This is a genomic window from Rhizobium sp. CC-YZS058 (assembly GCF_034720595.1).
Taxonomy (GTDB): Bacteria; Pseudomonadota; Alphaproteobacteria; order Rhizobiales; family Rhizobiaceae; genus Ferranicluibacter.
Genome location: NZ_JAYESJ010000001.1, coordinates 1,380,540 through 1,404,221 on the forward strand (window position 1 = coordinate 1,380,540; position 23,682 = coordinate 1,404,221).

The window sequence follows — 23,682 nt, forward strand, 5'->3', positions numbered from 1 at the left end:
GGCATGGACGGTTCACCGACCTTCGGCGCCGAGACCGCCTTCGACCCACCCGGCCTGCAAAGCGTCTTTTCCGGCGAGCATGCGTGGTGTGGCGAGAAGATGATGGTCTCGGCAGCGCTTGCCGATGCCGTGCCGCTCTCCGAGTTCTTCTCCTCCGGCGCGCTGCGCACCGCGCTTGACCGCTATGGCGCGGCCCATAAGGGGGGCGACCGGCGGGCCGTCGCGTCCATGTGGTCGCTCTACTATTTTTCGGCGCTCGCCATCCCCTTCATCGTTGCGCGGCGGGCCGACCGGCTGCTGCCCGTCGCGCTCGACACGATGAGCCTTGCGCTCGGCGAGGACGGCTTGCCGCGCGCCTTCGGCCTTCGCGACGAAGGGGTCTGGAGCGAGGAGGGCGCGGAGCATCTGGACGAGGTGGTCGTGCCGCTGGTGCGCGACCATCTGGCGCCGGCCATCGAGCGCCTGAGTGCTGCGACCGGCATGGCGCCCAAGCTCGCCTGGAACAACGCCGCCGTCTATCTCGACTATGCCTTCAATGCGACCGCTCGGGCCGCGGATGCATCCGCCTGGCCATCGCGATCCTTGTTCGAGACCGACCGTCTTGCCGATGGCGGGCCGAACCCGTTCAAGGGCTGCCTGAGACGCGAGGCAGAGACGAGCGGCCCGGATCAGGGACAGCTCGTCTGCCGGCGGAAGGTGTGCTGCCTGCGCTATCTGCTGCCGGGCATTCCGAGCTGCGGCGCGCTCTGCGCCTTGCCCGCCCAGCGACACTGACCCCAATCGGAAGGAGCCCGCGATGGTCCGCCTGCTCATGATCCTCTGTCTTTGCCTAATTCCGGCCCTCGCTTCGGCGACCGACTATCCGGTGACGGTAACGGATTCGCTTGGCCGCCAGGTCACGATCCCGGCGCGGCCGGAGGCGGTGCTGCTCGGCAGCGGCTTCAATCTTGTTGCCCTCTCGCTGATCGAGGATGATCCCGTGCGGCGCCTCGCCGGCTGGTCAACCGACCTCAAGGGCGACAATCCGGAGCTCTATGCCGATTTTGCTACCCGCTTTCCAGAACTCGCCGATCTGCCGGCGATCGGGGACGGAACGGGGGGCAGCCTGTCGCTGGAGGTGATCCTGACATTGAGATCCGACCTCGCCATTCTCGCCAACTGGCAGGCGGAAACGGAGGACGGCCGGCGGCTGATCGCCGTGCTCGAGGAGACGGGAGTGCCGGTCGTCGTCGTCGATTTCAACAGCAACGCGATCGGCAACACACCGTCGGCCATGCGACTGCTCGGCACCGTTCTCGATCGCGCGGCGGAGGCGGAGGCTTTCGCCACCTTCTATGAGGAGCGTCTCGCGCGCATTCGCGACCGTGTGGCTGCCGATGCCCGGCAGGGGCCGACCGTGCTGATGGACGCATTCCCGAATGCGGAAAAATGCTGCTACGCCTATGGAACGGGTGGACTCGGCGCATTCATCACGCTTGCCGGCGGACGCAATGTCGCCGATCGAAACTTGCCGCCACAGGGCGGGATGGTCAGCAGCGAATATCTGATTGCAGCCGAGCCGGAGGTCTATATCGCCACATCCTCGCCCGGCGGTGCCTACAGCCCCCTGTCGATCGGTCCTGGTGTTGCACTTGACGATGCCCGGAAGGGGCTGTCAGGGATCACGGCCATGCCGGTCCTGTCCAACCTGAAGGCCATTCGCGACAAGCGGGTCCATGGTCTGTGGAATTTCTTCAACGCCGTGCCGCTAAACATCGTCGCGGCGGAGGCCTTCGCGACCTGGATCCGTCCGGATCTGTTTGCGGATGTCGATCCGCAGGCGACGCTGGAAGAGATCAACCAGCGTTTCGCGGCGGTTCCCTTCCGGGGTGCCTATTGGGCGAGCCTGCCGGAGAACTGACGTCTGCATCGGCCGGAGCGCTGCCCGGCCGACGGGGATCAAGGGAGTCCCGGCACCGACGGGAGGTGCCGGAGGGAGAGGGTGGACCTCAGGCGGCCTTGCCGAGGGCGGTCTTGTTGACGGCGGTCTCGGCCAGCTGGGTCAGCAGCTCGTCGGTCTTGCCTTCTTCCTGCAGCGTCTGGTCGAGAAGCTTCACGGCCTCGTCGAGGCCGAGCAGCCCGGCCCAGGTCTTCAGCGTGCCGTACCGGGCGATCTCATAATGCTCGACCGCCTGTGCGGTGGCCAGCAGGCCGGCATCGATGGCGGGCGAGCCCTTGAATTCGTCAAGAATCTCTTCACCTTCCTCGATAATGCCTTCGATGGCGGCGCAGGTCTTGCCGACGGCGCGCTTGCCGAAGATTTCGAACACCTTCTGCAGGCGCTCGATCTGGCCTTCGGTTTCCTCGCGGTGGGTCTCGAACGCCTGTTTCAGCTTGGCATCCTGCGCGCCACGCATCATCTTCGGCAGAGTCTTGGCGATCTTGCGCTCGGCGTAGTAAACGTCCTTCAGCATGTCGTAAAACAGATCTTCAAGGGCCTTCTGAGCCATGGGTTCAATCCTTTCTCGGATGGAGTGGATATGTTCGACGCCCTGAGAACCAGTGCCCCGGGCGATTGTTCCGACTCGTCATGCGGGAATCTCTCATCACCTCTTCGCGCTTTGACCCCGGCGAGGGGACCCCTATAGTGGCGGCAGGAGGACGATGGATGGTTTTACTGCTGCTCGCGGCTGCGGGCTTGATGATCGTGGTGTTTGCCACGCGGTTCACACGGTTTCGAAGGGTGGCCGAGCCTGTTCTCTCGGTGCTGGTCGCCCTGCTTCTCCTCTCCGCCTTCATCGTCTGGCTGAATGACGGGACGGACACGCAACGCGATCCGGCAACGGCCCTGGCTCCTGCCAGCGGGCAGGTGCAGATCGAGGCGAAGGATATTGCTCTGATCGATCTTGCCTTCACGCCGATCCAGCCAGCCGGCAGCTATGTGGCAAGCGGAACCGTGCGAAACGACAGTGCCGCCTTCCTCGACTATTTCGATCTCGACGTGCGGCTGGAGGACTGCGCCACCGAGCCCTGCCGGGCCGTGGGCCGGGATCAGGCGCTGGTGATCGCGCGGCTGCCGCCGGGGCGCTCGGTGCCACTGAAGGTCACGCTCGTCTTCCCCTTTCGCCAGGGTGAGCCGCCGCAGGCGCCACGTTTCACCGCGACAGCCGGTCGCATCCGCGCCTTGCCGGACGGGCGGTGACGACGTTCGATTTCAACCGGCCGGGCGACATCGCCGGACCATGCAGCAGGAGAGAGCCGATGACCCTTGAAACCGCCGACGAGCTCGAACTCGTCCTCACCCGCCTGATCGATGCCAGCCCGCACGTGCTGTTTCGCTGCTGGACGGAGCCGCATCTCCTCAAGCAATGGTTCGTGCCGAAGCCCTGGACGATCGCCGAGGCCGAGATCGATCTCCGCGCCGGCGGCGCCAACCGCATCGTCATGCGCAGCCCGGAGGGTGTCGACATGCCCAATCGCGGCGTCTATCTCGAGGTGGTGGCGGACCGGAAACTGGTCTTTACCGACGCCTATGTTGCAGCCTGGGTACCCTCGGAAAAGCCGTTCATGACCGTCATCATCACCTTCGAGCCCGAAGGCGACCAGACGCGCTACACGGCGCGGGTGCGGCACTGGACCAAGACCGACCGCGATGCCCACGAGCAGATGGGTTTCCACGAGGGCTGGGGCACCTGCGCCGACCAGCTTGCCGAGCTGGCCCGCACGCTTTAAAGCCAGCCGCCGGAGAAGCCGGCTCGCTGCAAGCCGCGGCGCAGCACGGTGTTGGCGCGCAGGAGCGACCAGAAGAATTCGCTGCGGTGGTTCTCGATCATCATGATCAGCAGCCCCTGGTCGAGGCCGATCCTGCGCTTGTTCCGCCAGCCTTCCGGGTCCTTTCCGGAAATGCTGGGGTTGAAGCTGCCGATGAAGCCGGCCTCGTCGATGACGCCAGGATAGGTTTCCAGAATATGGCGGAGCGAGCGTAAGGACGCATCCGGCGCGAAGGGCAGGCAGGCCGCGGCAATCCAGGGCGCCATCGTGCCGTCATCCGGGCCGAACGGGGCGCCACGGGCGAGATAGCCCGAAAAGGCCTGCTGCCGTCCATCCCGCAGCCGGCGCGGCCGCTCGGGTCCGTCGCAGGCGGTCAACCCCCAGAGGTCTTCGCCATAGCCGGTGAACCCATGCGGGTTGCGGATTGCATAGTCGCGATGCACGGCGATGGCACGCTGCGTGTTGACGAAATAGTCGCTGTCCTTCTCCGCCATGCCGGCATCCTGTATGCCACGAAAATCGATGAAGGCGTGCGAAAACAGATGGATGAACAGCGGCCCGGCATAGAGATAGGGCGCGCCGTCCACATCCATCCAGCCGCATTGGCGGGAAAAACTCTCGTAGCTGGCGGCCGGGATCGGGTAGGAGCGGGAGCCGAGCGCCAGCGCATAGAGGATGATCGCCTCGCTATATCCCTGCCAGCGATAGGGCAGAAACCCGCCGCGCGGCTTCCAGCCGAGCACCAGCGTGTCGGACTCGTCCAGCGCCCAGGCCCAGTTGGCGCGGGCGTAGAGCATGTCGGCAAGGTCGCGGATCTCGCGTTCCTCGGGCGTGTCGGCGGAGAAATAGGCGGCGGCCGTCAGCATGCCGGCCAGGAGAAGCGCCGAGTCGATCAGCGACAGTTCGCTGCGCCAGGCACGCTTGCCGGTCTCCATGTCGAGAAAGTGGTAGTAGAGGCCGCGATAGCCAGTCGCCATGCGGTCGCGCGATTGCTCGCTGGCGGCGAAGAATCGCAGCGCGGTGGCGACGCGGCGGGCGGCCTCCTGCCGGGTCAGCCAGCCGCGTTCGGCGGCGATGCAGGCGACGGCCAGGCCGAAGCCGGTGGCGGCGATGCTGGCGGGAATGTCCGGCTGCGAAGCATCGGCAATCAGCCCCGTCGTTTCGCTGCGGTGAACATCGAAGTAGCGGAACGCGCCCTGCTGGAGCTGGTCGAGCAGGGTCTCCTGTGGGGTATCGGCAACGAGCATGAAGAGGCGTCTTTTCTTTCCCCTGCCTTGCGGCAGGTTTCACTCATTCTTGACCGGTAGGCGAGACTTACAGATCGCGTCGAAGCCCGGTCTGATCTATCCTTGGCGCGCGCGCGTCTGTCGCGGCTAGGAGTATGATTACGAACGAAGGCCGGGATTGGATGACATGATCTTCGCTGCACTTCCGCTCATTTTTGCTCTGACTGCCCTTCCGGCTGCAGCTCCAACCGGCACGGAGGTCGATGTCGAGCTGGTTCTGGCGGTCGATATGTCGGGATCGATGGATATCGAGGAGGCGCGGGTGCAGAAGGCAGGCTATGTCGAGGCCCTTCGTCACCCGGAATTCCTGGAAGCCGCGACCGGCGGTCTCACCGGCCGGATCGCGCTCAGCTATGTGGAATGGGCCGGCACCGTTAATCCGGCCTCACTGGTCGAGTGGCGGGTCATTGCCAATGCCGCCGATGCCGAGGCCTTTGCCCGCGAGATCGAGGCACGCCCGACGGCGACGCGGCGCGGGACCTCTATCTCCAATGCTCTGGATTTCGCCACCCGATTGATCGTCGACAACGCCTATTCCGGCCTGCGCCGCGTCATCGACGTCTCCGGCGACGGGCCGAACAATCTTGGGCCTCCGGTGGTGCCGGCGCGTGATGCCGCGGTGCGCAGCGGGGTCGTCGTCAACGGGCTGGCCATCATGCTGCGGCCATCCGGTTCGGCCTCCGGCCCGCCGCTCGACCGCTATTATGCCGATTGCGTCATCGGCGGCCCGGGTGCCTTCGTCCTTCCGGTCCAGAGGGCCGAGGATTTCGCCATCGCCATCCGCCAGAAACTGGTCCTGGAGGTCAGCGGCCTCGCGCCAAAACCCTCCGTCGTCCCGATCATCGGAATGCAGACGAGCGATTGCCTGATCGGCGAGAAGCTGCGCCCGAGCTTCCTAGATCGCTGAGTCACGGCCAGCCGAAACGTCCGGTGTTTGAGAGATCGCCGGATTGCGCTCTCCCGGCCTGACCTGGGGGGCCTTCACGGCGGCAGCAGCGCGGTCGGCGGCTTCGCGGCCAGCGATGATCGCGCCTTCGACATAGGTGGGGAAACGGGGCGAGATTTCCGAACAGGCGAAGGTGATCTGCGGCAGGCCGGCGCGAATCCGCGTTTCCGCATCCCGCGCGTCCGGCTCGACGATGACATCGCTATAGCCGCCGCCGCTCCAGGGGTCGTCGATCCAGTCCCGCATCAGGAAGGCCGAGGGCGCCGAGGCCTCTGCCCCGAGCAGGGCCGTGAGCCGGCGCAGGATTTCGGCGCGGATGAAACCCTCGCCGCGGTCCTGCCATTGCGCGGCCAGAGGGCCACCGATGAAGGCGATGAAACAGGCCCTCTCGTCGCTGACGCTGCCGTCGAACACGAAGAGACCGAGCATGTCCCGCCACATCAGGCCGGAGGAGACGCTCTTCGGCCAGAAACGGCGCGGGTAGAGGATGAGGATCTTGATCACCATGCCGCTCTTCCAGGCGGACAGCGCCTTGCCGAGCGGCGCGGGAAGCGGCGGCGCGTAGGCCAGCGCGCCTGCCTTGGCCGGCGGCACGGCGACGACGACATGGCGGGCAGTCAGTGTTCCCTGGCGCGTGTGCAGGGTGACGCGATCGTCGCCGACCTCGATCCGCTCGACCGGCCTCCCCAGCATGATATGAGGGGCGAGGTCATTGGCCATGGCCTGGGCGAGGCCGGCCATTCCGTCCTTCAAGAAAAACTGCAGTTCGGAAACCGAGGCCGTGTTGCGCTGGTCGCTTTCGGCGAGATGCCAGAACGGAATGCTCTGCGGCGGCAGGCACCAAAGCCCCTCGACCATGCTGGTGAAGCGGCGCTTGGCTTCCGCCGAGGCGGACCGTTGGTCGAGCCAGTCGGCAACGCTGACGTCATCGAGGGCCGGGTCCGAAGGGTCGGCGTGGTCGAGCGCGTCGAACAGGGCGTCGAGGTCCTCGCAGGCCGCATCCGTGTCGGTTTCGGGCACCATATGCGCTTCGCCACGCCAGCGGGTCTCGATCGTCTCCAGACCGTAGCGTCGGGCGAGCGCGGTGACTTCTGGCATGTCGTCACACAGGAACTGGCCGCCGGCATCCCAGCGGCTGCCATCGGGCGCTTCCACCGGCTCGACCCGGCCGCCGACGCGATTGCGCGCCTCGAGAAGCGCGATGGTGAAGCCCCTGTCTTTCAGCGCATGCGCTGCCGAGAGACCGGCAAAACCCGCCCCGACAATCGCCACATCCACCTGATCGCCTGCCATGCCTGCTGCTCCGTTCTCGACCCGAACCCGACATATAGGGTCGTGGCCATGAAGGGCATCCGGCACGTGCAAACTTCAGGCCGGTCCGCCACGCCCCATGAGGCGCGACAAGGGTGGATCAGCTTTTCGCCTGCGAGACCAGGGCCGGCTTGGCGGCATAGACGGCGGGGAAGATCGTCTTCAGGTTCTCGATCTTCGGCAGGTCGTTATAGACGATGTAGGGGTAGGTCGGATTGAGCGTCAGGAAATCCTGGTGATAGGCTTCGGCGGGGTAGAAGGCCTTCAGGCTCGAGACCTTGGTGACCACCTTGTCCGGATAGACGCCAGCCTTGTCCAGCTGCGCCACATAGGCCTTGGCGACCGCCTCCTGCTCCGGCGTCGCGGCGAAGATTTCCGAGCGATACTGCGTGCCGTGGTCCGGCCCCTGATAGTTCAGCTGGGTCGGGTTATGGGCGACGGAGAAGTAGATCTGCAGAAGCTGGCCATAGCTGACCTTGGCGGGATCATAGGTGACCTCCACCGCCTCGGCATGGCCGGTGGTGCCGGAGCTGACCGTTTCGTACGTCGCCGTCTCCTTCGCGCCGCCGGAATAGCCGGACACGGCATTCTTGACGCCGGTGACATGCTGGAACACGCCCTGCACGCCCCAGAAGCAGCCGCCGGCGAAGACGGCCTTGGCCGTGCCGCTCTCGGCCTTCACGTCGCGCGACGGGGCAGGGATGACGAAGGCTTCCTCGGCGGCGCCGGCAGGCAGCGAGGGCAGCGTGACGGCTGCAGCGACGATGCCGAGTCCGAGCGCCAGGCCGGACAGGAGAACGCGGAAGCGGGAAGAAGCAAGCATGGCCAGAGCTCCGGATAAGCGGTTGCGACCGGAAGACCCGGCCGCCGATCGCGCTAAACTGGCGCCGACTCTGGCCGAATTTGCGGCGCGCCGTCAAATCGCAACTGCGTGTTCTTGCCGCAGGCGGGGCGGAGGAGGGACGGTCAGTCCCGAACGATCAGGAGATCGCCGGCGGTGAAGCGCAGCGTCACCGTGTCGCCGATCGCCGGCGGCGTCAGTCCGGGGCTGTTGAACATGTCGAAGGAAATGGTGCTTTGCCCGACCGCCATGCGGGTGCGGATGACCGAGCCCAGGAAGTTGGTCGATACCACCGTGCCCGTCAGCGCCGTGTCGCCCTTGGCACCTTCGGCGATCGAACCCGCTTCCGGGCGCAGCGCCAGGGACACGGTCTCGCCCGCCTTCGCAGTCCCGAGCGGTTCCTTCAGCGTCACGCCCTGATCGCCGATCGCCACGCGGTTGGCGGCGGGATCCACGACCTTGGCCTCGATCAGGTTCAGCGTGCCGACGAAGGAGGCAACGAAGCGGGTGGCCGGCCGGTTGTAGATTTCGAAGGGCGTGCCGATCTGGTCGGCGCGGCCGGCATTCATGATCACGATGCGGTCGGAGATCGACAGAGCCTCTTCCTGGTCATGGGTCACGAAAACGGTGGTGATGCCGAGCTGCTGCTGGATGAGGCGAATTTCCTCGCGCAGCGACACGCGGATCTTGGCATCGAGCGCCGAGAGCGGCTCGTCGAGGAGCAGCACCTGCGGCTTGGGCGCGAGAGCGCGGGCAAGCGCCACGCGCTGCTGCTGACCGCCCGACATCTGATAGGGATAGCGGTCCGCGAGATGGTCGAGGTGGATGAGCCCCAGCATCTCCTTGACCCGCTTGGCGATCTCGTCCTTCGGCGCGCCGGCCACCTTCAGCCCGAAGGCAACGTTGTCGGCGACGTTCATATTCGGAAAAAGCGCGTAGGCCTGGAAGACCATGCCGATATTGCGCTGGTTGGGCTTCAGCGCGCTCTGGTCCCGGCCGTTGATGACGATCGTGCCGTCGCTCGGCGTTTCGAAGCCGGCGATCATGCGCAGGATCGTCGTCTTGCCGCAGCCGGACGGGCCGAGGAAGGAGACGAACTCGCCCTTCTCGATGGCCATGTTGAAATCGTGGACGACCTGGACCGGGCCGAAGGACTTCTTGATGTGGGTAAGGGTCAGGAAGCTCATGGGCGAGGTTACACCTTGGGCGGAGCGGCCTTCTGGAGGCGCGAGACAAGCTGGATGAGGCCGAGGCAGCCCCAGGTGATGGCAAAGGCGATGACCGCGAGAGCGGCCGGCTCATAGGCACGGTTGGCGCCGAGCAGCTGCATGTATGGACCGAAGGCCGGGCGGTTCAGAAGCGCCGCCATGGTGAATTCGCCGATGACGATTGCGAAGGTGAGGAAGGCGCCGGACAGCACGGCAAGCAGCACATTGGGCAGGATGATGCGGGCGAGAATCGTCGTCCAGCCGGCGCCGAGGCTCTGGGCCGCTTCGGTCAGCGTCGTCACGTCGATGGTGCGCAGGCCCGTATCGACCGCGCGGTACATATAGGGAAGGGCAAGCGTGGTATAACCGAACATCAGCAGCAGATTGGTGCCGGCCGAAGTGCCGGTGAGCGGCAGCCAGCTGGCCGTGTTGTAGAGCCGGATATAGCCGAACACGATGACGATGGCCGGGATGACCAGCGGCAGCAGCGTGATGAACTCCACATAGGGCCTGAGGCCGGGCAGCTTCAGCCGGATCCAGTAGGCGGTCGGAACGACCAGGAGCACGCCGAAGACGATCGTGGCGAGCGCCATGACCACCGAATAGGTGAAGGTCGCCTGGAAGGCGGGATCGGCGAAGACCTTGGCATAGGCGTCGAAGGAATAGACGCCGCGCCGCATCTTCAGGGAGAAATTGGTCATGCCGATCAGCGGCAGGAAGAAATAGAGCAGGCCGATCGTCAGCGCGCCCCAGGCCCAGATCTTCTTCATTTCAGCCACCTTTCGCTGCGGGCGCGCAGCCAGATGTAGATCGCGTTGGCGATGCCGGTGACGACGACCATGCCGAAGGCAAGCGCGTAGCCCAGATGCGGATCGCCAAGCACGTCGCCGCGGATCTGGGCATAGAGCAGGATGGGCGCGATGTTGAGCGAGGAACCGGTCAGCGCGATCGCGGTCGCCACGGCGCCGAAGGCATTGGCAAAGAGCAGCGCGAAGGTGCCGAGCAGCGAGGGCGTGAGGATCGGCAGGGCAACCATGCGCCAATACTGCACACCGGTCGCTCCAAGGATCGAGGCCGCCTCCTTCCACTCCCGCTTCAGCCCGTCGAGCGCAGGCGTGATGATGAGGATCATCAGCGGGATCTGGAAGAACAGATAGGTGATCGTCAGGCCCCAGAAGGACAGGAGATTGAAGCCGAGCATGCGCAGATCGATGCCGAGCTCGGAGCGCAGGAAAACGGTGACCATGCCGACCGGGCCCAGCGTGGCGATGAAGGCGAAAGCCAGCGGCACGCCGGCAAACTGCGAGGCGACGCCGGAGAAGGTGAGGAGCAGGGAACGGATGCGGGCCGGCAGTCCCCCGAGCACCAGAGCGGCAGCAACCGCGAAACCGATCAGGCAGCCGAGCAGGGCGGATGCCACGCTGATCCGGATCGAGATCCAGAAGGCCGACAGGATCGACGGGGTAAAGAGGGAGGCGACGTTGGAGAAGGTCAGGCTGCCATCCGGTCTCTGGAAGGCGCCGATGACGATCTTCATCGTCGGCAGGATGAGGAAGAGCAGAACGAACAGGCCGAAGGGCACGATGCCGACCCAAGTCAGGTTCAGGCGTCGCCGCCTGCGCCGTACCGGCGCGGTCGTTCCGGCAGCGGTCGTGGCTGGCGGCATGGATGATCCCCTCTTGGCGCCGCCCCCGGCGCGCAGTGCTCGTCCGCGTTGCCGCCCGGCGCGTCATGCACCGGGCGGCAAACAGGCGCAGATTACTTCACGTTGGCGCCGACGACGCTGTCCCAGCCGGCAGTCACGGCAGCCTTGTTGGCGTCCACTTCCTCGAGCGTCGGGAAGTAGGCCTTTTCATAGGAGGCTGCCGGCGGCAGGGCGTCGATCAGGTCCTGCGGAACCTTGCCGGCCTTGACCATGGCGTTGAAGCGGATCGGGTGGCAATAGCCCTTCAGCCAGCCGACCTGACCTTCGTCGGAATAGAGGTGCTCCATCCACAGCTTGGCAGCGTTCGGGTGCGGTGCGTAGGCGGAGATGCCCTGCACATAGACGCCGGCGAGAACGCCCTTCTCCGGCACGATGACGTCGACCGGCGGGTTGTCGGCGAGCGTCTTCTTGGCGGACAGCGCGTTGTAGTCCCACATGACGACGATCGGGGTTGCGCCCTGGGCCAGCGTGCCGGACTTGCCGATCGTGGGCACGAAGTTGCCGGCCTTGTTGATGTCGGCGAACAGCTTCAGGCCGGCTTCACCGGCTTCCTTGCCCGCCTTCGCACCGCTGGCCATGCCGGCGGCGAGAACGGCGAGGATCGCCTGGTTGGAGGCGCGCGGGTCACCGGCAAGAGCGACCTGGCCAGCATAGTCCGCCTTGGTCAGATCGGACCAGTCCTTCGGCGGATTCGACACGAGGTCCTTGTTCACGAGGAACGACATGACGCCGTAATAGTCGCCGTACCAGTAGCCTTCGGAATCCTTCACATTGTCCGGGATCTCGTCCCAGGTGGAAACCTTGTAAGGCTGCAGCAGGCCTTCCTTCTTCATCTGCGGGCCGAAGGCGAGGCCGACGTCGACGACGTCGGGCGCCTGCGGGCCCTTGTTGTCCTTGTTGGCCTTGATCGCCTCGACTTCGTCAGCGGAGCCGGCGTCGGGGTTCAGTTCGTTGACGGTGATTTCCGGATACTTGGCCTTGAAGCTGGCGATGACGTCGCCATAGCCGCACCAGTCGTGCGGAAGGGCGATGGTGGTCAGCTGGCCTTCCTTCTTGGCGGCAGCGATCAGCTCTTCGCTCGGAGCGGCCGTTGCGACCGCGCTGGAGGCGATCAGGATGGCGGTGGTCAGGGACAGAAGGCGTTTGGTCGTCGACGGCACGGGTAGTCTCCTCGGGTTTTGGTCGTCATGGCCGGGGCAGGCTGCGCCGGTCTGATCGATCGTGGATGCTAATACTCAGGCCCTGTAACGCTTGCATGACAGTGATCCTTGCATGCACACAGTGGCTTACTTGTCCGGTTTGCGCCGCAGGCCGCGACATCAGCAGGCCGGCTAACGGTCCTCCCTGTAAGGCTTGCGGAAGAGCGGCGTCGCATCGAACAGGGTCTCGAGCGCCTTCATCCGCTGGCTGGCGTCGGGCCAGATCGCGGCCTGAACGGCCTCGATCATCGCCTCGACGGTGAAGAGCGTCACGACAGAGGAATCCCAGGCGGAGGGCGCCTCGATCTGCAGGCGGAAGACCCGGCGCGCGACGGCTGCGATCGGCGAGGCCCAGGGGTCGGTGAAGAGGATCACCTCTGCGCCACGGGCCTTGGCAGCGCGCGCCAGCGTCTCCATCTCGCGCTCGTAGCGGCGGATGTCGAAGACGACGACCACGTCGCCCTTCTTCATGTCCAGTACGTGGTGCGGCCAGGGGCTGGTGCCGGTGGCGATCAGCGTCACGCCCGGCCGGATGACCTGGAGATGGGTGAAGAGATAGTCGGCGAGCGTCCGCGTGATGCGCCCGCCGACGAGATAGACCCGCCGTTTCGGATCGGCGATGAGGGCTGCGGCGCCGTCGAATTCCCGCGGGTCGATCTGGGCAAGCGAGGTGCGCAGATTGGAGAGAATGGCATCGGCAAAGCGGTTCAGCACATGCGCCGTCGGAGCCTGCGAGGCGAAGCGGTCATGCTTGGCGATCGGGTTCTGGATTGTCGCTTCGAGCTCGCTGTGGAGCCGCGCCTGGAAATCTGGAAAGCCCCGGAAGCCGAGCTTCTGCACCATGCGCGCGACGGTGGGTGTCGAGACGCCGGCATTCTCCGCGACGGTGGTGATGCTGCCGAGGCCGGAGACGGGATAGTTGTCGAGCAGGGTCTGCGCCAGTTGCCGCTCGGCGCGCGTCAGCGCCGCGAAATTCGCGGCGATCACTTCGGACACGGTCATGTCCCTTCCAGCCGTGGCAGACGGCAGTGCACCCATACGCGCTCATTCCCCCCGGGCCGATCTCGTGCCAGCCCTTTGAGCCGAGTAAAGAACGCAGGGCAGGGGGTGTCAAACGAATTTTGAAGAGATCGTTTCAGGACGATGTGGTTGTCGAAAGAATGTGAAGAGGTCTTTTCACCACCAGTCGGGGATCCTGAGGCTGAGCATGGCGCGCCGCGCGCGCATCCTTGATCCGATAGGGCGCACGAACACGGTGGCGCCCGCCGCGCGGACTCGAAAACATGAAGAGATCGTTTCAGCATCCATTGACACCCAAAATTTTATGAAGAATTCTCTTCAGAATGAACCAGCCGCTTCCGGTCTTGTGCCGGTGTCGCTGGTCCGATGCCGGAGGCGTCGGGGCTCATGCACGGGGAGCGAAGGCCGATGGGGGCGCTTCTGACGGCACAGGATGGGGCGGCGGTTGCCGAGGAGCGGACCGGGGGGAAGAGCCCGGTCCTCCTTGTCTGCGAGCACGCCTCGCAGCGTCTGCCGGAGCGGATCGGCTCGCTCGGTCTCTCCCCGGATGCGCTGTCGAGCCATATCGCCTGGGATCCCGGCGCGCTAGCCGTCTGCCGGCTGTTGAGCGCGGCGCTGGATGCAACGCTCGTCTACCAGCGCTTCTCCCGTCTGGTCTATGACTGCAACCGGCCGCCCGAGGCCGAGAGCGCCATGCCGCAGACAAGCGAGATCTTTGCCATTCCCGGCAATCAGGGGCTGACGCAGGCCGAGCGCGATCAGCGCACGCAGGCGCTCTATTTCCCCTTCCGGGACCATCTTGCGGGTCTGATCCAGGCCCGTCAGGCCGCCGGGATCGAAACCGTGCTGGTAACCATGCACTCCTTCACGCCGGTCTATTTCGGAAAGCCGCGCGAGGTCGAGCTCGGCATCCTGCACGACACGGACAGCCGCCTGGCCGACGCAATGCTGGCCGCCGGCGAGCAGGAGCAAGGCATCATCATCCGTCGCAACGCGCCCTACGGGCCGCAGGACGGGGTCACCCATACGCTGATCGAGCATGGCGTGAAGACCGGCATCGCCAATGTCATGATCGAAATACGCAATGATCTGATTGCAGAGGAGGACGGCCAGCGGGTCATGGCCGCCCGTCTCGCAAGACTGCTGGATTATGGTCTGGCAGCGCTTGCAAACGATAAAAACAAAGACCTGGGGAGCGGCATGTCCGCGGATGGGGCGCACCGCTAGACAGGCGGGCGTCGGCAGATGGGGTGTCCGGCAATTCCGCCGGGTGCCGGGACAATCAGGGGAAAACCATGTCGGACTATAACGACGTCGACAAACATGCGGATCTGCAGATCCTGCATTCCATGGGCTATGCGCAGGAGCTGGAACGGCGAATGAGCTCGTTCTCGAACTTCGCCGTGTCCTTCTCGATCATCTGCATTCTCTCGGGCGGGATCAATTCGCTCGCCCAGGCAACGGCCGGCGCGGGCGGCGCCGCAATCGGCATCGGCTGGCCGCTCGGCTGCCTGGTCTCCGCCGTCTTCGCCGTCGCCATGGCGCAGATCTCCTCCGCCTATCCCACCGCCGGCGGCCTTTACCACTGGGGCTCGATCCTCGGTAACCGCTTCACCGGCTGGCTCACCGCCTGGTTCAACCTGCTCGGCCTCGTCACCGTGCTCGGCGCCATCAATGTCGGCACCTATTATTTCTTCATGGGCGCCTTCGGCACGCCCTATTTCGGGCTGGAAGACACGACCACCTTCCGCATCATCTTCCTGGTGGTGATCACCGGCGCCCAGGCGCTGGTCAACCATATGGGCATCGGGCTCACCGCCAAGTTGACCGACTTCTCCGGCTACCTGATCTTCGCGACCGCGATCCTGCTGTCGCTGGCCTGCCTCGTCGCCGCCGACAGCTTCGACATCGCGCGGCTCTTCACCTTCTCGAACTATTCGGGTGCCGCGGGCGGCAATGTCTGGCCGGAAACCTCCGGCGGCTGGGTGTTCCTGCTCGGCCTTCTCCTGCCGATCTACACGATCACCGGCTATGACGCCTCGGCGCATACCTCGGAAGAAACGGTAAAGGCCGCAACCTCCGTGCCGCGCGGCATGATCTCCTCCGTTCTCTGGTCGGCGCTGTTCGGCTACATCATGCTCTGCTCCTTCGTGCTGATGATTCCGAAGGAATCGACGCTTGCCGATGGCGCAGTGGTCGACGGCATGACGGCAGCCGCCGCACAGGGCTGGAACGTGTTCTTCTGGGCCATGGATACGCAGTTGAACTGGGTCGTGAAGGATGTGCTCTACCTCGCCATCTTCATCTGCCAGTGGCTGTGCGGTCTGGCGACCGTCACCTCCGTCTCTCGCATGATCTTCGCCTTCTCGCGCGATGGCGGCCTGCCGGCCTCCAAGGCTCTGGCGAAAGTGAGTCCGAAATACCGCACGCCGGTCGCGGCTATCTGGACCGGTTCGATGCTCTCGGTGCTGTTCGTCTGGGGCTCGTCGCTCATCTCGATCGGCGACACGCCGGTCTACACCATCGTCGTCTCCTGCACCGTCATCTTCCTGTTCTTCTCCTTCGCCATTCCGATCACGCTCGGGCTCTTTGCCTATGGCACGTCGAAATGGCCGAAGATGGGGCCGTGGAACCTCGGCGAAGGCCTGTTCAAGCTCTTTGCCGGCCTGACTGTTCTGGCGATGATCCTGATCTTCGTGCTCGGCGTGCAGCCGCCGAACGGTGCCGCGCTTTACGTGACGGTTGGCTTCCTCATTCTGTCCGGCATCATCTGGTTCGGCTTCGAGAAGCGCCGTTTCCGCGGTCCGCCGATCGGGGACGAGGTTGCCAAGCGGGCTGCCGAGATCGCCGCGGCCGAACGCGCCGTCGGCCAGGCCTGACGCTGCACACACCAGCTCCGGCGGGCGCGACAAAGCGCCCGCTTTTCTCCCCTTGCGCCCACCGGCTGCCGATGTCGGCCAGAGACAGGACGATCCCCATGACTGCACCCTACACCTTCGAGGCCCTGAAGACCGACGTCGAGGAGGGACGCATCGATACCGTGCTGGCCGTCCAGGTGGACATGCAGGGGCGGCTGATGGGCAAGCGGTTCCAGGCGGAGTATTTCGTCGAAAGCGCCTATGAGGAGACCCACAGCTGCAACTACCTGCTGGCGACCGACATGGAGATGGAGACGGTCTCCGGCTACAAGTCGACAAGCTGGGAGGCCGGCTATGGCGACTATGTGATGAAGCCGGATCTCTCGACGCTGCGCCGGATTCCCTGGCTCGAGGGCACGGCGCTGGTGCTCTGCGATGTGCTGGATCACCACACCCATGAAGAAGTGCCGCATTCGCCGCGCGCGATCCTGAAGAAACAGGTGAAGCGGCTGGAGGCGATGGGTCTCAAGGCCTTCATGGCGACCGAGCTCGAATTCTTCCTGTTCGACCAGAGCTATGACGATGCCCGCGAGAGCGGCTATCGCGAGCTTCGCCTCGCCAGTGGCTATAACGAGGACTACCACATCTTCCAGACCACCAAGGAAGAGGATGTGATGCGGGCCATCCGCAAGGGCCTGCAGGGCGCCGGCATCCCGGTCGAGAACTCCAAGGGCGAGGCCTCGGCCGGCCAGGAGGAGATCAATGTCCGCTATGCCGATGCGCTCAGCATGGCCGACCGGCATGTGGTCATCAAGAACGGGTGCAAGGAAATCGCCTGGAGCCGCGGCAAGGCGATCACCTTCCTCGCCAAATGGCATTACAATGCCGCCGGCTCCTCCTCCCACATCCACCAGTCGCTCTGGAGCCTCGACGGCAAGACGCCGGAATTCTTCGACAGCAAGGCCGAGCACGGCATGTCGGAGATGATGCGCCATTATGTAGCCGGTCTGCTCACCCATGCGAGCGAGATCACCTATTTCCTGGCGCCCTATATCAATTCCTACAAGCGCTTCATGGCCGGCACCTTCGCCCCCACCAAGGCGGTCTGGTCGAAGGATAACCGCACGGCCGGCTACCGGCTGTGTGGCGAGGGTACGAAGGGCATCCGTATCGAATGCCGCGTCGGCGGCTCGGACCTCAACCCCTACCTCGCCATGGCCGCACTTCTGGCCGCCGGCATCGCCGGCATCGAGGGCAAGCTGCAGCTCGAGGCACCCTTCGTTGGCGACGCCTATGGCGGCAAGGACATCCGCGAAATTCCGAAGACCCTGCGCGACGCCACCCGCCACATGACCGGCTCGACCATGCTGCGCCAGGCCTTCGGCGACGATGTCATCGATCATTACACCCGCGCTGCAGAATGGGAGCAGGAGGAGTATGACCGGCGCGTGACGGACTGGGAGGTGGCGCGGGGGTTCGAGCGGGCGTGAGGCGCAGAATTTACGTCACGGACGGGCGATGATATGATCTCTACGCGTGTGGAGATTTTCTCATGATTGATACGGTCTGGTTTCATGAGCAATTGGCTGCCAGCGGTCGTTCGGTTCGCGATCTTGCCCGTCACCTTGAACTTGATCCAAGCTCGGTCTCGCGGATGCTGCGCGGGGAGCGGAAGATGAGTGCCGAGGAGCAGGATGGCATCACCGCCTATCTTGGTTTGCCGCTCGCGGACGTTGCTCGTCGCCGGCGAGGCACGGGGGCTGGGGTCGGAGAGCGCGGGCAAGAGCCGCTGGTCATGGATGAGGAGGGTTTGGACAGGCGCAAGATCGAGGCTTTGCACGGGACGGACGTGGGTTTGAGTTTCTATGACCGCGTTCGCGGTTGTATGAAAGGAACCATCACCGTCGCACCTGGGGTGGATCTTGCCGCACCGACCGATCCGGAGTGGGCGAAGGTCTATGACGACTGAGCGCTATCTGCTCGATACCTGCGCGATGCTGTACATTGCCGGCGATCAGCCGGTATCAGAACCGGTGGAGGCATTGCTCAGTGGGTTGCCGTCCTATCCGACTGAGATCGTTCTGTCGGCTTTCTCGGCTTGGGAGATCGGCATGCTCGTGGCGAAAGGGCGTCTGACGCTGGAGCGTGACCCGCTGACCTGGTTTCGGATTGCAGCGGCGCGGTTTGATGTCGAGGTGTTGGCGGCGACCGCGAGCATTCTGGTTGCCGCGTCCTTCCTGCCGGAGCCGGTGCATGGCGATCCAGTCGACCGCATCCTCATCGCCACGGCGCGGGAGTTGGATTTGACGATCATTACCCGCGACCGCGCCATTCTGGCTTATGGCGCGGCGGGACATGTGAAGGTACTGGCCTGCTAGGCAAAGGCGCCTTGGGCCGAAGGAGACGGAAGATGACCACCATTCAATGTATTTCGCCGATCGACGGCTCGGTCTATGCCGAGCGCGAGGCGGCAAGCTTCGAGACGGCGAAGGCCGCCATCGCGCGCGGTCGTGCCGCGCAGAAGGACTGGGCGCGCCGTCCGTTGGAAGAGCGTGTCCAACTCGTGCTGAAAGGTGTGGCCCGTCTCAACGAGATGGTGGACGAGGTGGTGCCGGAGCTCGCCTGGCAGATGGGCCGGCCGGTGAAGTATGGCGGCGAGTTCAAGGGCTTCAACGAGCGGTCCAACTATGTGGCGACGATCGCCGCCGACGCGCTGAAGCCGATGATCGTCGAGGAGAGCGACCGATTCGAGCGCCGCATCGCCCGCGAGCCGCATGGCGTCGTCTTCGTCATCGCGCCGTGGAACTACCCCTATATGACGGCGATCAACACGATCGCGCCGGCGCTGATGGCCGGCAATGTCGTGGTGATCAAGCATGCCAGCCAGACGCTGCTCGTCGGCGAGCGCATGGTGCGGGCCTTCAACGAGGCTGGCGTGCCGCTGGAGGTGTTCCAAAACCTCTTCCTCGACCACGAGACCACCTCGGCCCTGATTGCCGCACGCAGTTTCGATTTCATCAACTTCACCGGCTCGGTCGAAGGCGGGCGGTCGATCGAGCGGGCGGCGGCCGGGACCTTCACCGGGCTCGGCTTGGAACTTGGCGGCAAGGATCCGGGCTATGTGATGGAGGATGCCGATCTGGATGCGGCCGTCGATACGCTGATGGACGGCGCGACCTATAATTCCGGCCAGTGCTGCTGCGGCATCGAGCGCATTTACGTGCATGAATCGCTCTACGACGCCTTCGTCGAAAAGTCGGTCGCCTGGGTCTCGAACTACACGCTCGGCAACCCGCTCGACCCCGAAACCTCGCTCGGCCCGATGGCCAACAAGCGCTTTGCCAAAACCGTGCGCGAGCAGATCGCCGACGCCAAGGCGCGGGGAGCACGGGCGCTGGTCGATCCCGCGCTCTTCCCGGCCGATGACGGGCAGGGCACCTATGTCGCGCCGCAGATCCTGGTCGATGTCGACCACACCATGCCCTTCATGCGCGACGAGACCTTCGGTCCGGCGGTCGGCATCATGAAGGTGTCGGGCGACCAGGAAGCGCTGAGCCTGATGAACGACAGCCCCTATGGCCTGACCGCCTCGCTCTGGACCAAGGACGCCGAGCGGGCGGGGCGCATCGGCGCCGAGATCGAAACCGGGACCGTGTTCATGAACCGGGCCGATTATCTCGATCCGGCGCTCTGCTGGACCGGGGTCAAGGAAACCGGGCGCGGTGGCGCGCTCTCCATCATCGGCTTCCAGAACCTGACCCGGCCGAAGTCCTACCACCTGAAGAAAGTCACCGCATGACCATCGCTGCAAACTGGAGCTACCCGACCGCCATCAAGTTCGGCGCCGGGCGCATCAAGGAACTGGCCGACCACTGCAAGGCAAACGGCATCGCCCGGCCGCTGCTGATCACCGACCGTGGCCTCGCCACCCTGCCGATCACCGCGCAGGCGCTCGATATCCTCGAGGCTGCCGGCCTCGGCCGGGCGATCTTCGCGGAGGTCGATCCGAACCCCAACGACGTCAATCTCGATGCGGGCGTTGCCGCCTTCAAGGCCGGCGGGCATGATGGCGTCATCGCCTTCGGCGGCGGCTCGGGCCTCGATCTCGGCAAGGCGGTCGCCTTCATGGCCGGGCAGACACGGCCGGTCTGGGATTTCGAGGATGTCGACGACTGGTGGACGCGCGCCAGCGTGGAAGGCATTGCGCCGATCATCGCCGTGCCCACCACCGCTGGAACCGGCTCGGAAGTCGGACGCGCCAGCGTCATCACCAATTCGAAGACCCATACGAAGAAGGTGATCTTCCATCCGAAGTTCCTGCCTGCAGTGACGATCTGCGACCCGGAACTGACCGTCGGCATGCCCAAGGTCATCACGGCCGGCACGGGCATGGATGCCTTCGCGCATTGCCTCGAGGCCTATTCCTCGCCCTTCTATCACCCGATGAGCCAGGGTATCGCGCTTGAAGGCATGCGACTGGTCAAGGAGTATCTGCCCCGCGCCTATGCCGACGGGTCCGATCTCGAGGCCCGCGCCCATATGATGTCGGCGGCGGCCATGGGTGCGGTCGCCTTCCAGAAGGGGCTCGGCGCCATCCACTCGCTCTCCCATCCGGTCGGCGCGATCTACAACACCCATCACGGCATGACCAATGCCGTGGTCATGCCGCCGGTGCTGCGCTTCAACCGCTCGGCCGTCGAAGCCAGGATCGCGGCGGCAGCGGCCTATCTCGGCATTTCCGGCGGCTTCGACGGTTTCTTCGATTATGTCCTGTCGCTGCGTGCCGAATTGGGCGTGCCGGACAAGCTCTCGGCGCTGGGCGTCGGGACCGACCGGATCGACGAGATGGCGGCGATGGCGATCGTCGACCCCACAGCCGGCGGCAACCCTGTTGCCTTGACGCTGGAAGCGGCCAAGACGCTCTTTGCCGAGTGCATCTGACGACGCACGCTCGCCCCTTCCCGCGCAGGCGGGGAGGGGCTCGTTTGAGAGAAGTGGGTCGAAGCTTGTGTCAAGCTGAAGACTACATCCTCGCATAAGCAGCAATGTCCGTGTCGGAAACGCCCTTCTAAACGGTCAGTCGGCAATGATCGATGTCTTGAAGCTCCCGAACGAGGCTGCTGGTTCCTGACATGGGAGCGCCTCAAATCTCTGTTTCTGAAGGTTTTTCCTTCTCCTAGCCTGCGCCGCGGCATCAAGCTGATTCGGATGCCCGATCTTGCAAAATCGCTGGCGTTGCTTCGTCAAGAGCCGGCAAGGCGCTGGTTCTGCCATATTGCTTTTTGCCATCCTTTGGTTTCTCTCTGATTGTGTTGGATCGATGCCGCTAATATTCGAGGCGGGATAGGGCAGTGGGTGCCCTTGCGGCGCGATCCGCGTTTGAAACGGGGGCCATATGGCAGTCATCACTTTCGCGAACACCAAGGGCGGCGCCGGCAAGACCACGGCAGCGCTCATCCTGGCAACGGAGCTTGCGCGCGGGGGCGCCCGCGTCACCGTGCTCGACGCCGATCCGCAGCGCTGGATCTCGTCCTGGCACGCCGTGTCCGGCGTGATCCCGAATATCGAGGTGATTTCGGAGATCACGCTGGCGTCGATCCAGGGCCATATTTCGGAAAACCGCCGCTCGACCGACTATTTCGTGATCGATCTCGCCGGTGCGCGCAATAGCCTGCTTGCCACCGCCATCGGCCTGTCCGACCATGTGCTGATCCCGATCCAGGGCTGCTCCATGGATGCCAAGGGCGGGGCGCAGGTGCTGGAGCTGCTTGCCGAGATCAAGGCGACGACAGGGATCGAGATCGACCATTCGGTGGTGCTGACGCGGGTCAACTCGCTCGTCACGACGCGCGCCCTGCAGGTCGTCAAGGACCTGCTGGCGAGCCGCCAGGTGCGCGTGCTCGAGACGCCGATCATCGAGCGCGCCGCCTTCCGCGACATCTTCGATTGGGGCGGAACGCTGCAGACGCTCGATCCCGCGCGGGTCAGCAATCTGGACAAGGCCCGCGACAATGCACGGATGTTCGGCGATGAGGTTCGCCGGCTCGTTCCGCAGCGCCGGGCCCCGTCCGGGTTCCGCCGCGCGGCTTGAGCGGCCGCACGCACAGCGCGCCGGGCGCCTGATCAGACCCTGCGGTCGATCAGGTGCTTGGCCTGCGCGCCGGCATGGTAGAAGGCGGATTTCAGCGACCGCATCCGATCGGGAACGATCGGACTTTCGGCAAGCGGCAGCGCCTGCGGCTCGCCGGCGAGATGGGCGGCGAGGGCTCGGCCGAACACCGTGCCCGGCGCAATGCCGCGCCCGTTATAGCCGCCGACCGAAACGACGCCGGGTGCCAGGCTATGCAGCCGCGGCAGCGCATCGACGGTCATGCCGATCCGGCCGTCCCAGCCATGATCGAATTCGACGGGACCAAGCTGCGGGAAATGCGCCTTCAGCGCGCGCTCGGCAAAGGCTTTGTGCGTGCCGGCCGCCAGGGGATCCAGCCGGCCGATGCTGCCGAAGATCAGCCGGTTCTGGCGGTCCATGCGGAAGGATGTCATGACCATTCCCGTATCCCAGCAACCCTGCCGCTCCGGCAGGATGCTCCCGGCCAGATTGGCGGAGAGCGGCTTGGTGGCAAACTGGAAGTAGGGCAGGATGGTCAACTCCTGCGTGTGGTCGGTGAAAGGCATGCCGTCGATCATCCGGCCATAGGCATCGGTGGCGACGACGATCCTTGTGGCGCGGACATCGCCGCGCGGCGTCGTCAGACGCCAGGCATCGCCCTCCTTTTCCGCCCGCAGAACCGGCGAGTCGGTAAAGATCCGGGCACCGAGGTCGAGGACTGCGCGCGCCAGGCCGCGAACATAGGACAGCGGCTGGATCGTGCCGGCGCGGCGGTCGAGCAATGCCCCGGCAAAGCCCTCCGCGCCCGTCAGGCGGCGGGCCGCGGCCTCGTCCATCGCTTCGACCGGCGCACCCTGGCGCTTCCACTGCGCCTCGCGCGCGCGGATCTCGGTCACGCCCGCGGAGCCGACGGCCAGATGCAGCGTGCCGTTGCGAACGGCTTCGCAGTCGATGCCGAAACGGTCGATCAGGTCGAAGACCAGCGACGGACCATTGCCGAGAGCGTGCAGCAGTCGCTCGCCCGCATCCTTCCCGAGCGTGGCGATCAGATCATCCGGCATGGTCCACATGCCGGCATTGACGAGGCCGACATTGCGGCCCGAAGCGCCGTGGCCGATCGTCTTCGCTTCCAGAACCGCGACGGCAATGCCACGTTCGGCAAGGTGCAGGGCGGTGGAGATGCCGGTGAAGCCGCCGCCGATGACGGCGACATCGACGGCAAGCGTGCCATCGAGCGGTGTCGTGGCCGGCGCGGGAATGGCGCTGGTGTGCCAGAGATTGGGGAGGGAATGGGCAGCGGTCATGGTCTGGTCCTGCGGCATCGAGACCCGATCCTTAGGCCGAGTTTGGCCTGAGTAACAGAGGTCGATCATGAGATTGTGCCATCAGGTCATTCCCGGGCCATGACCATCCCGGCTCTCGGCAGCATGTCCGAAATGCACGTGGCCG

At 65.0% G+C, this 23,682-nt stretch carries 23 protein-coding genes; 13 read left to right on the forward strand and 10 right to left on the reverse strand.

The window, feature by feature from the left end:
* The first annotated feature begins 3 nt into the window (after window positions 1–3).
* On the forward strand, window positions 4–774 hold the full coding sequence (gene fhuF, locus U8330_RS06630) for a siderophore-iron reductase FhuF (protein ID WP_323104367.1): 771 nt from the start codon (window positions 4–6) through the stop codon (window positions 772–774).
* A gap of 22 nt (window positions 775–796) precedes the next feature.
* Window positions 797–1,900 carry an ABC transporter substrate-binding protein gene (locus U8330_RS06635; protein ID WP_323104369.1) on the forward strand — a complete coding sequence of 368 codons (1,104 nt, stop codon included), beginning with the start codon at window positions 797–799 and terminating at the stop codon, window positions 1,898–1,900.
* A gap of 88 nt (window positions 1,901–1,988) precedes the next feature.
* Here the strand turns inward: U8330_RS06635 and U8330_RS06640 are convergent, their stop codons facing one another.
* Entirely contained in the window at window positions 1,989–2,489 is a 501-nt protein-coding gene (locus U8330_RS06640; protein WP_323104370.1) for a ferritin-like domain-containing protein, read from the reverse strand.
* Between the two features lie 158 nt (window positions 2,490–2,647).
* On the opposite strand from U8330_RS06640, the gene U8330_RS06645 reads away from it, so the two are divergent.
* Together U8330_RS06645 and U8330_RS06650 are read left to right on the forward strand one after the other, a co-directional pair.
* Window positions 2,648–3,181, forward strand: a complete 534-nt coding sequence (locus tag U8330_RS06645; protein WP_323104372.1) for a hypothetical protein — start codon at window positions 2,648–2,650, stop codon at window positions 3,179–3,181.
* Between the two features lie 59 nt (window positions 3,182–3,240).
* Complete coding sequence (locus U8330_RS06650; RefSeq protein WP_323104373.1) at window positions 3,241–3,711, forward strand: SRPBCC family protein; 471 nt, start codon at window positions 3,241–3,243, stop codon at window positions 3,709–3,711.
* On the opposite strand, the gene U8330_RS06655 is transcribed toward U8330_RS06650, so the two are convergent.
* The gene (locus U8330_RS06655; RefSeq protein WP_323104374.1) at window positions 3,708–4,997 is read right to left on the reverse strand and encodes a glucoamylase family protein; all 1,290 of its coding nucleotides are present in this window, start codon (window positions 4,995–4,997) and stop codon (window positions 3,708–3,710) included. The genes U8330_RS06650 and U8330_RS06655 overlap by 4 nt on opposite strands.
* A gap of 166 nt (window positions 4,998–5,163) precedes the next feature.
* On the opposite strand from U8330_RS06655, the gene U8330_RS06660 reads away from it, so the two are divergent.
* On the forward strand, window positions 5,164–5,943 hold the full coding sequence (locus U8330_RS06660; protein WP_323104375.1) for a DUF1194 domain-containing protein: 780 nt from the start codon (window positions 5,164–5,166) through the stop codon (window positions 5,941–5,943).
* On the opposite strand, the gene U8330_RS06665 is transcribed toward U8330_RS06660, so the two are convergent.
* The 7 genes from U8330_RS06665 to U8330_RS06695 form a co-directional block, all read right to left on the reverse strand.
* A complete protein-coding gene (locus U8330_RS06665; RefSeq protein ID WP_323104377.1) occupies window positions 5,932–7,275 on the reverse strand; it encodes a flavin monoamine oxidase family protein in 1,344 nt (447 codons plus the stop codon). The genes U8330_RS06660 and U8330_RS06665 overlap by 12 nt on opposite strands.
* 118 nt (window positions 7,276–7,393) lie before the next feature.
* Entirely contained in the window at window positions 7,394–8,116 is a 723-nt protein-coding gene (gene msrA, locus U8330_RS06670; protein ID WP_323104378.1) for a peptide-methionine (S)-S-oxide reductase MsrA, read from the reverse strand.
* 143 nt (window positions 8,117–8,259) lie between these two features.
* Window positions 8,260–9,321: an ABC transporter ATP-binding protein gene (locus U8330_RS06675; protein ID WP_323104379.1), complete on the reverse strand. Its 1,062-nt coding sequence runs from the start codon at window positions 9,319–9,321 to the stop codon at window positions 8,260–8,262.
* A gap of 8 nt (window positions 9,322–9,329) precedes the next feature.
* Window positions 9,330–10,112: an ABC transporter permease gene (locus U8330_RS06680; RefSeq protein WP_323104381.1), complete on the reverse strand. Its 783-nt coding sequence runs from the start codon at window positions 10,110–10,112 to the stop codon at window positions 9,330–9,332.
* Window positions 10,109–11,008 carry an ABC transporter permease subunit gene (locus tag U8330_RS06685; RefSeq protein ID WP_323104382.1) on the reverse strand — a complete coding sequence of 300 codons (900 nt, stop codon included), beginning with the start codon at window positions 11,006–11,008 and terminating at the stop codon, window positions 10,109–10,111. The genes U8330_RS06680 and U8330_RS06685 overlap by 4 nt, the downstream gene beginning before the upstream one ends.
* Before the next feature lie 92 nt (window positions 11,009–11,100).
* On the reverse strand, window positions 11,101–12,207 hold the full coding sequence (locus U8330_RS06690) for an ABC transporter substrate-binding protein (RefSeq protein ID WP_323104383.1): 1,107 nt from the start codon (window positions 12,205–12,207) through the stop codon (window positions 11,101–11,103).
* 171 nt (window positions 12,208–12,378) lie between these two features.
* Entirely contained in the window at window positions 12,379–13,248 is an 870-nt protein-coding gene (locus U8330_RS06695; RefSeq protein ID WP_323104384.1) for a MurR/RpiR family transcriptional regulator, read from the reverse strand.
* 426 nt (window positions 13,249–13,674) lie between these two features.
* On the opposite strand from U8330_RS06695, the gene U8330_RS06700 reads away from it, so the two are divergent.
* The 8 genes from U8330_RS06700 to U8330_RS06735 all read left to right on the forward strand — a co-directional run bounded on the left by U8330_RS06700 (window position 13,675) and on the right by U8330_RS06735 (window position 22,215).
* Window positions 13,675–14,493, forward strand: a complete 819-nt coding sequence (locus tag U8330_RS06700) for an N-formylglutamate amidohydrolase (RefSeq protein ID WP_323104385.1) — start codon at window positions 13,675–13,677, stop codon at window positions 14,491–14,493.
* Window positions 14,494–14,561: 68 nt separating this feature from the next.
* The gene (locus U8330_RS06705; RefSeq protein WP_323104386.1) at window positions 14,562–16,145 is read left to right on the forward strand and encodes an amino acid permease; all 1,584 of its coding nucleotides are present in this window, start codon (window positions 14,562–14,564) and stop codon (window positions 16,143–16,145) included.
* A gap of 98 nt (window positions 16,146–16,243) precedes the next feature.
* A complete protein-coding gene (locus tag U8330_RS06710) occupies window positions 16,244–17,614 on the forward strand; it encodes a glutamine synthetase family protein (protein WP_323104387.1) in 1,371 nt (456 codons plus the stop codon).
* Between the two features lie 62 nt (window positions 17,615–17,676).
* On the forward strand, window positions 17,677–18,093 hold the full coding sequence (locus U8330_RS06715; RefSeq protein ID WP_323104388.1) for a helix-turn-helix transcriptional regulator: 417 nt from the start codon (window positions 17,677–17,679) through the stop codon (window positions 18,091–18,093).
* Window positions 18,083–18,502, forward strand: coding sequence for a type II toxin-antitoxin system VapC family toxin (locus U8330_RS06720; protein ID WP_323104389.1), 420 nt, complete (start codon window positions 18,083–18,085; stop codon window positions 18,500–18,502). Before U8330_RS06715 ends, U8330_RS06720 begins: the two co-directional genes overlap by 11 nt.
* Before the next feature lie 32 nt (window positions 18,503–18,534).
* Window positions 18,535–19,923 carry an aldehyde dehydrogenase family protein gene (locus tag U8330_RS06725; RefSeq protein WP_323104390.1) on the forward strand — a complete coding sequence of 463 codons (1,389 nt, stop codon included), beginning with the start codon at window positions 18,535–18,537 and terminating at the stop codon, window positions 19,921–19,923.
* Window positions 19,920–21,065 (forward strand): iron-containing alcohol dehydrogenase, encoded by a 1,146-nt coding sequence (locus tag U8330_RS06730; protein WP_323104391.1) that lies wholly within the window; start codon window positions 19,920–19,922, stop codon window positions 21,063–21,065. The genes U8330_RS06725 and U8330_RS06730 overlap by 4 nt, the downstream gene beginning before the upstream one ends.
* A 454-nt stretch (window positions 21,066–21,519) precedes the next feature.
* Complete coding sequence (locus tag U8330_RS06735; RefSeq protein WP_323104393.1) at window positions 21,520–22,215, forward strand: ParA family protein; 696 nt, start codon at window positions 21,520–21,522, stop codon at window positions 22,213–22,215.
* A gap of 32 nt (window positions 22,216–22,247) precedes the next feature.
* Here U8330_RS06735 and U8330_RS06740 read toward each other — a convergent pair whose 3' ends face one another.
* Entirely contained in the window at window positions 22,248–23,537 is a 1,290-nt protein-coding gene (locus U8330_RS06740; RefSeq protein ID WP_416236905.1) for an NAD(P)/FAD-dependent oxidoreductase, read from the reverse strand.
* Window positions 23,538–23,682: the final 145 nt, after the last annotated feature.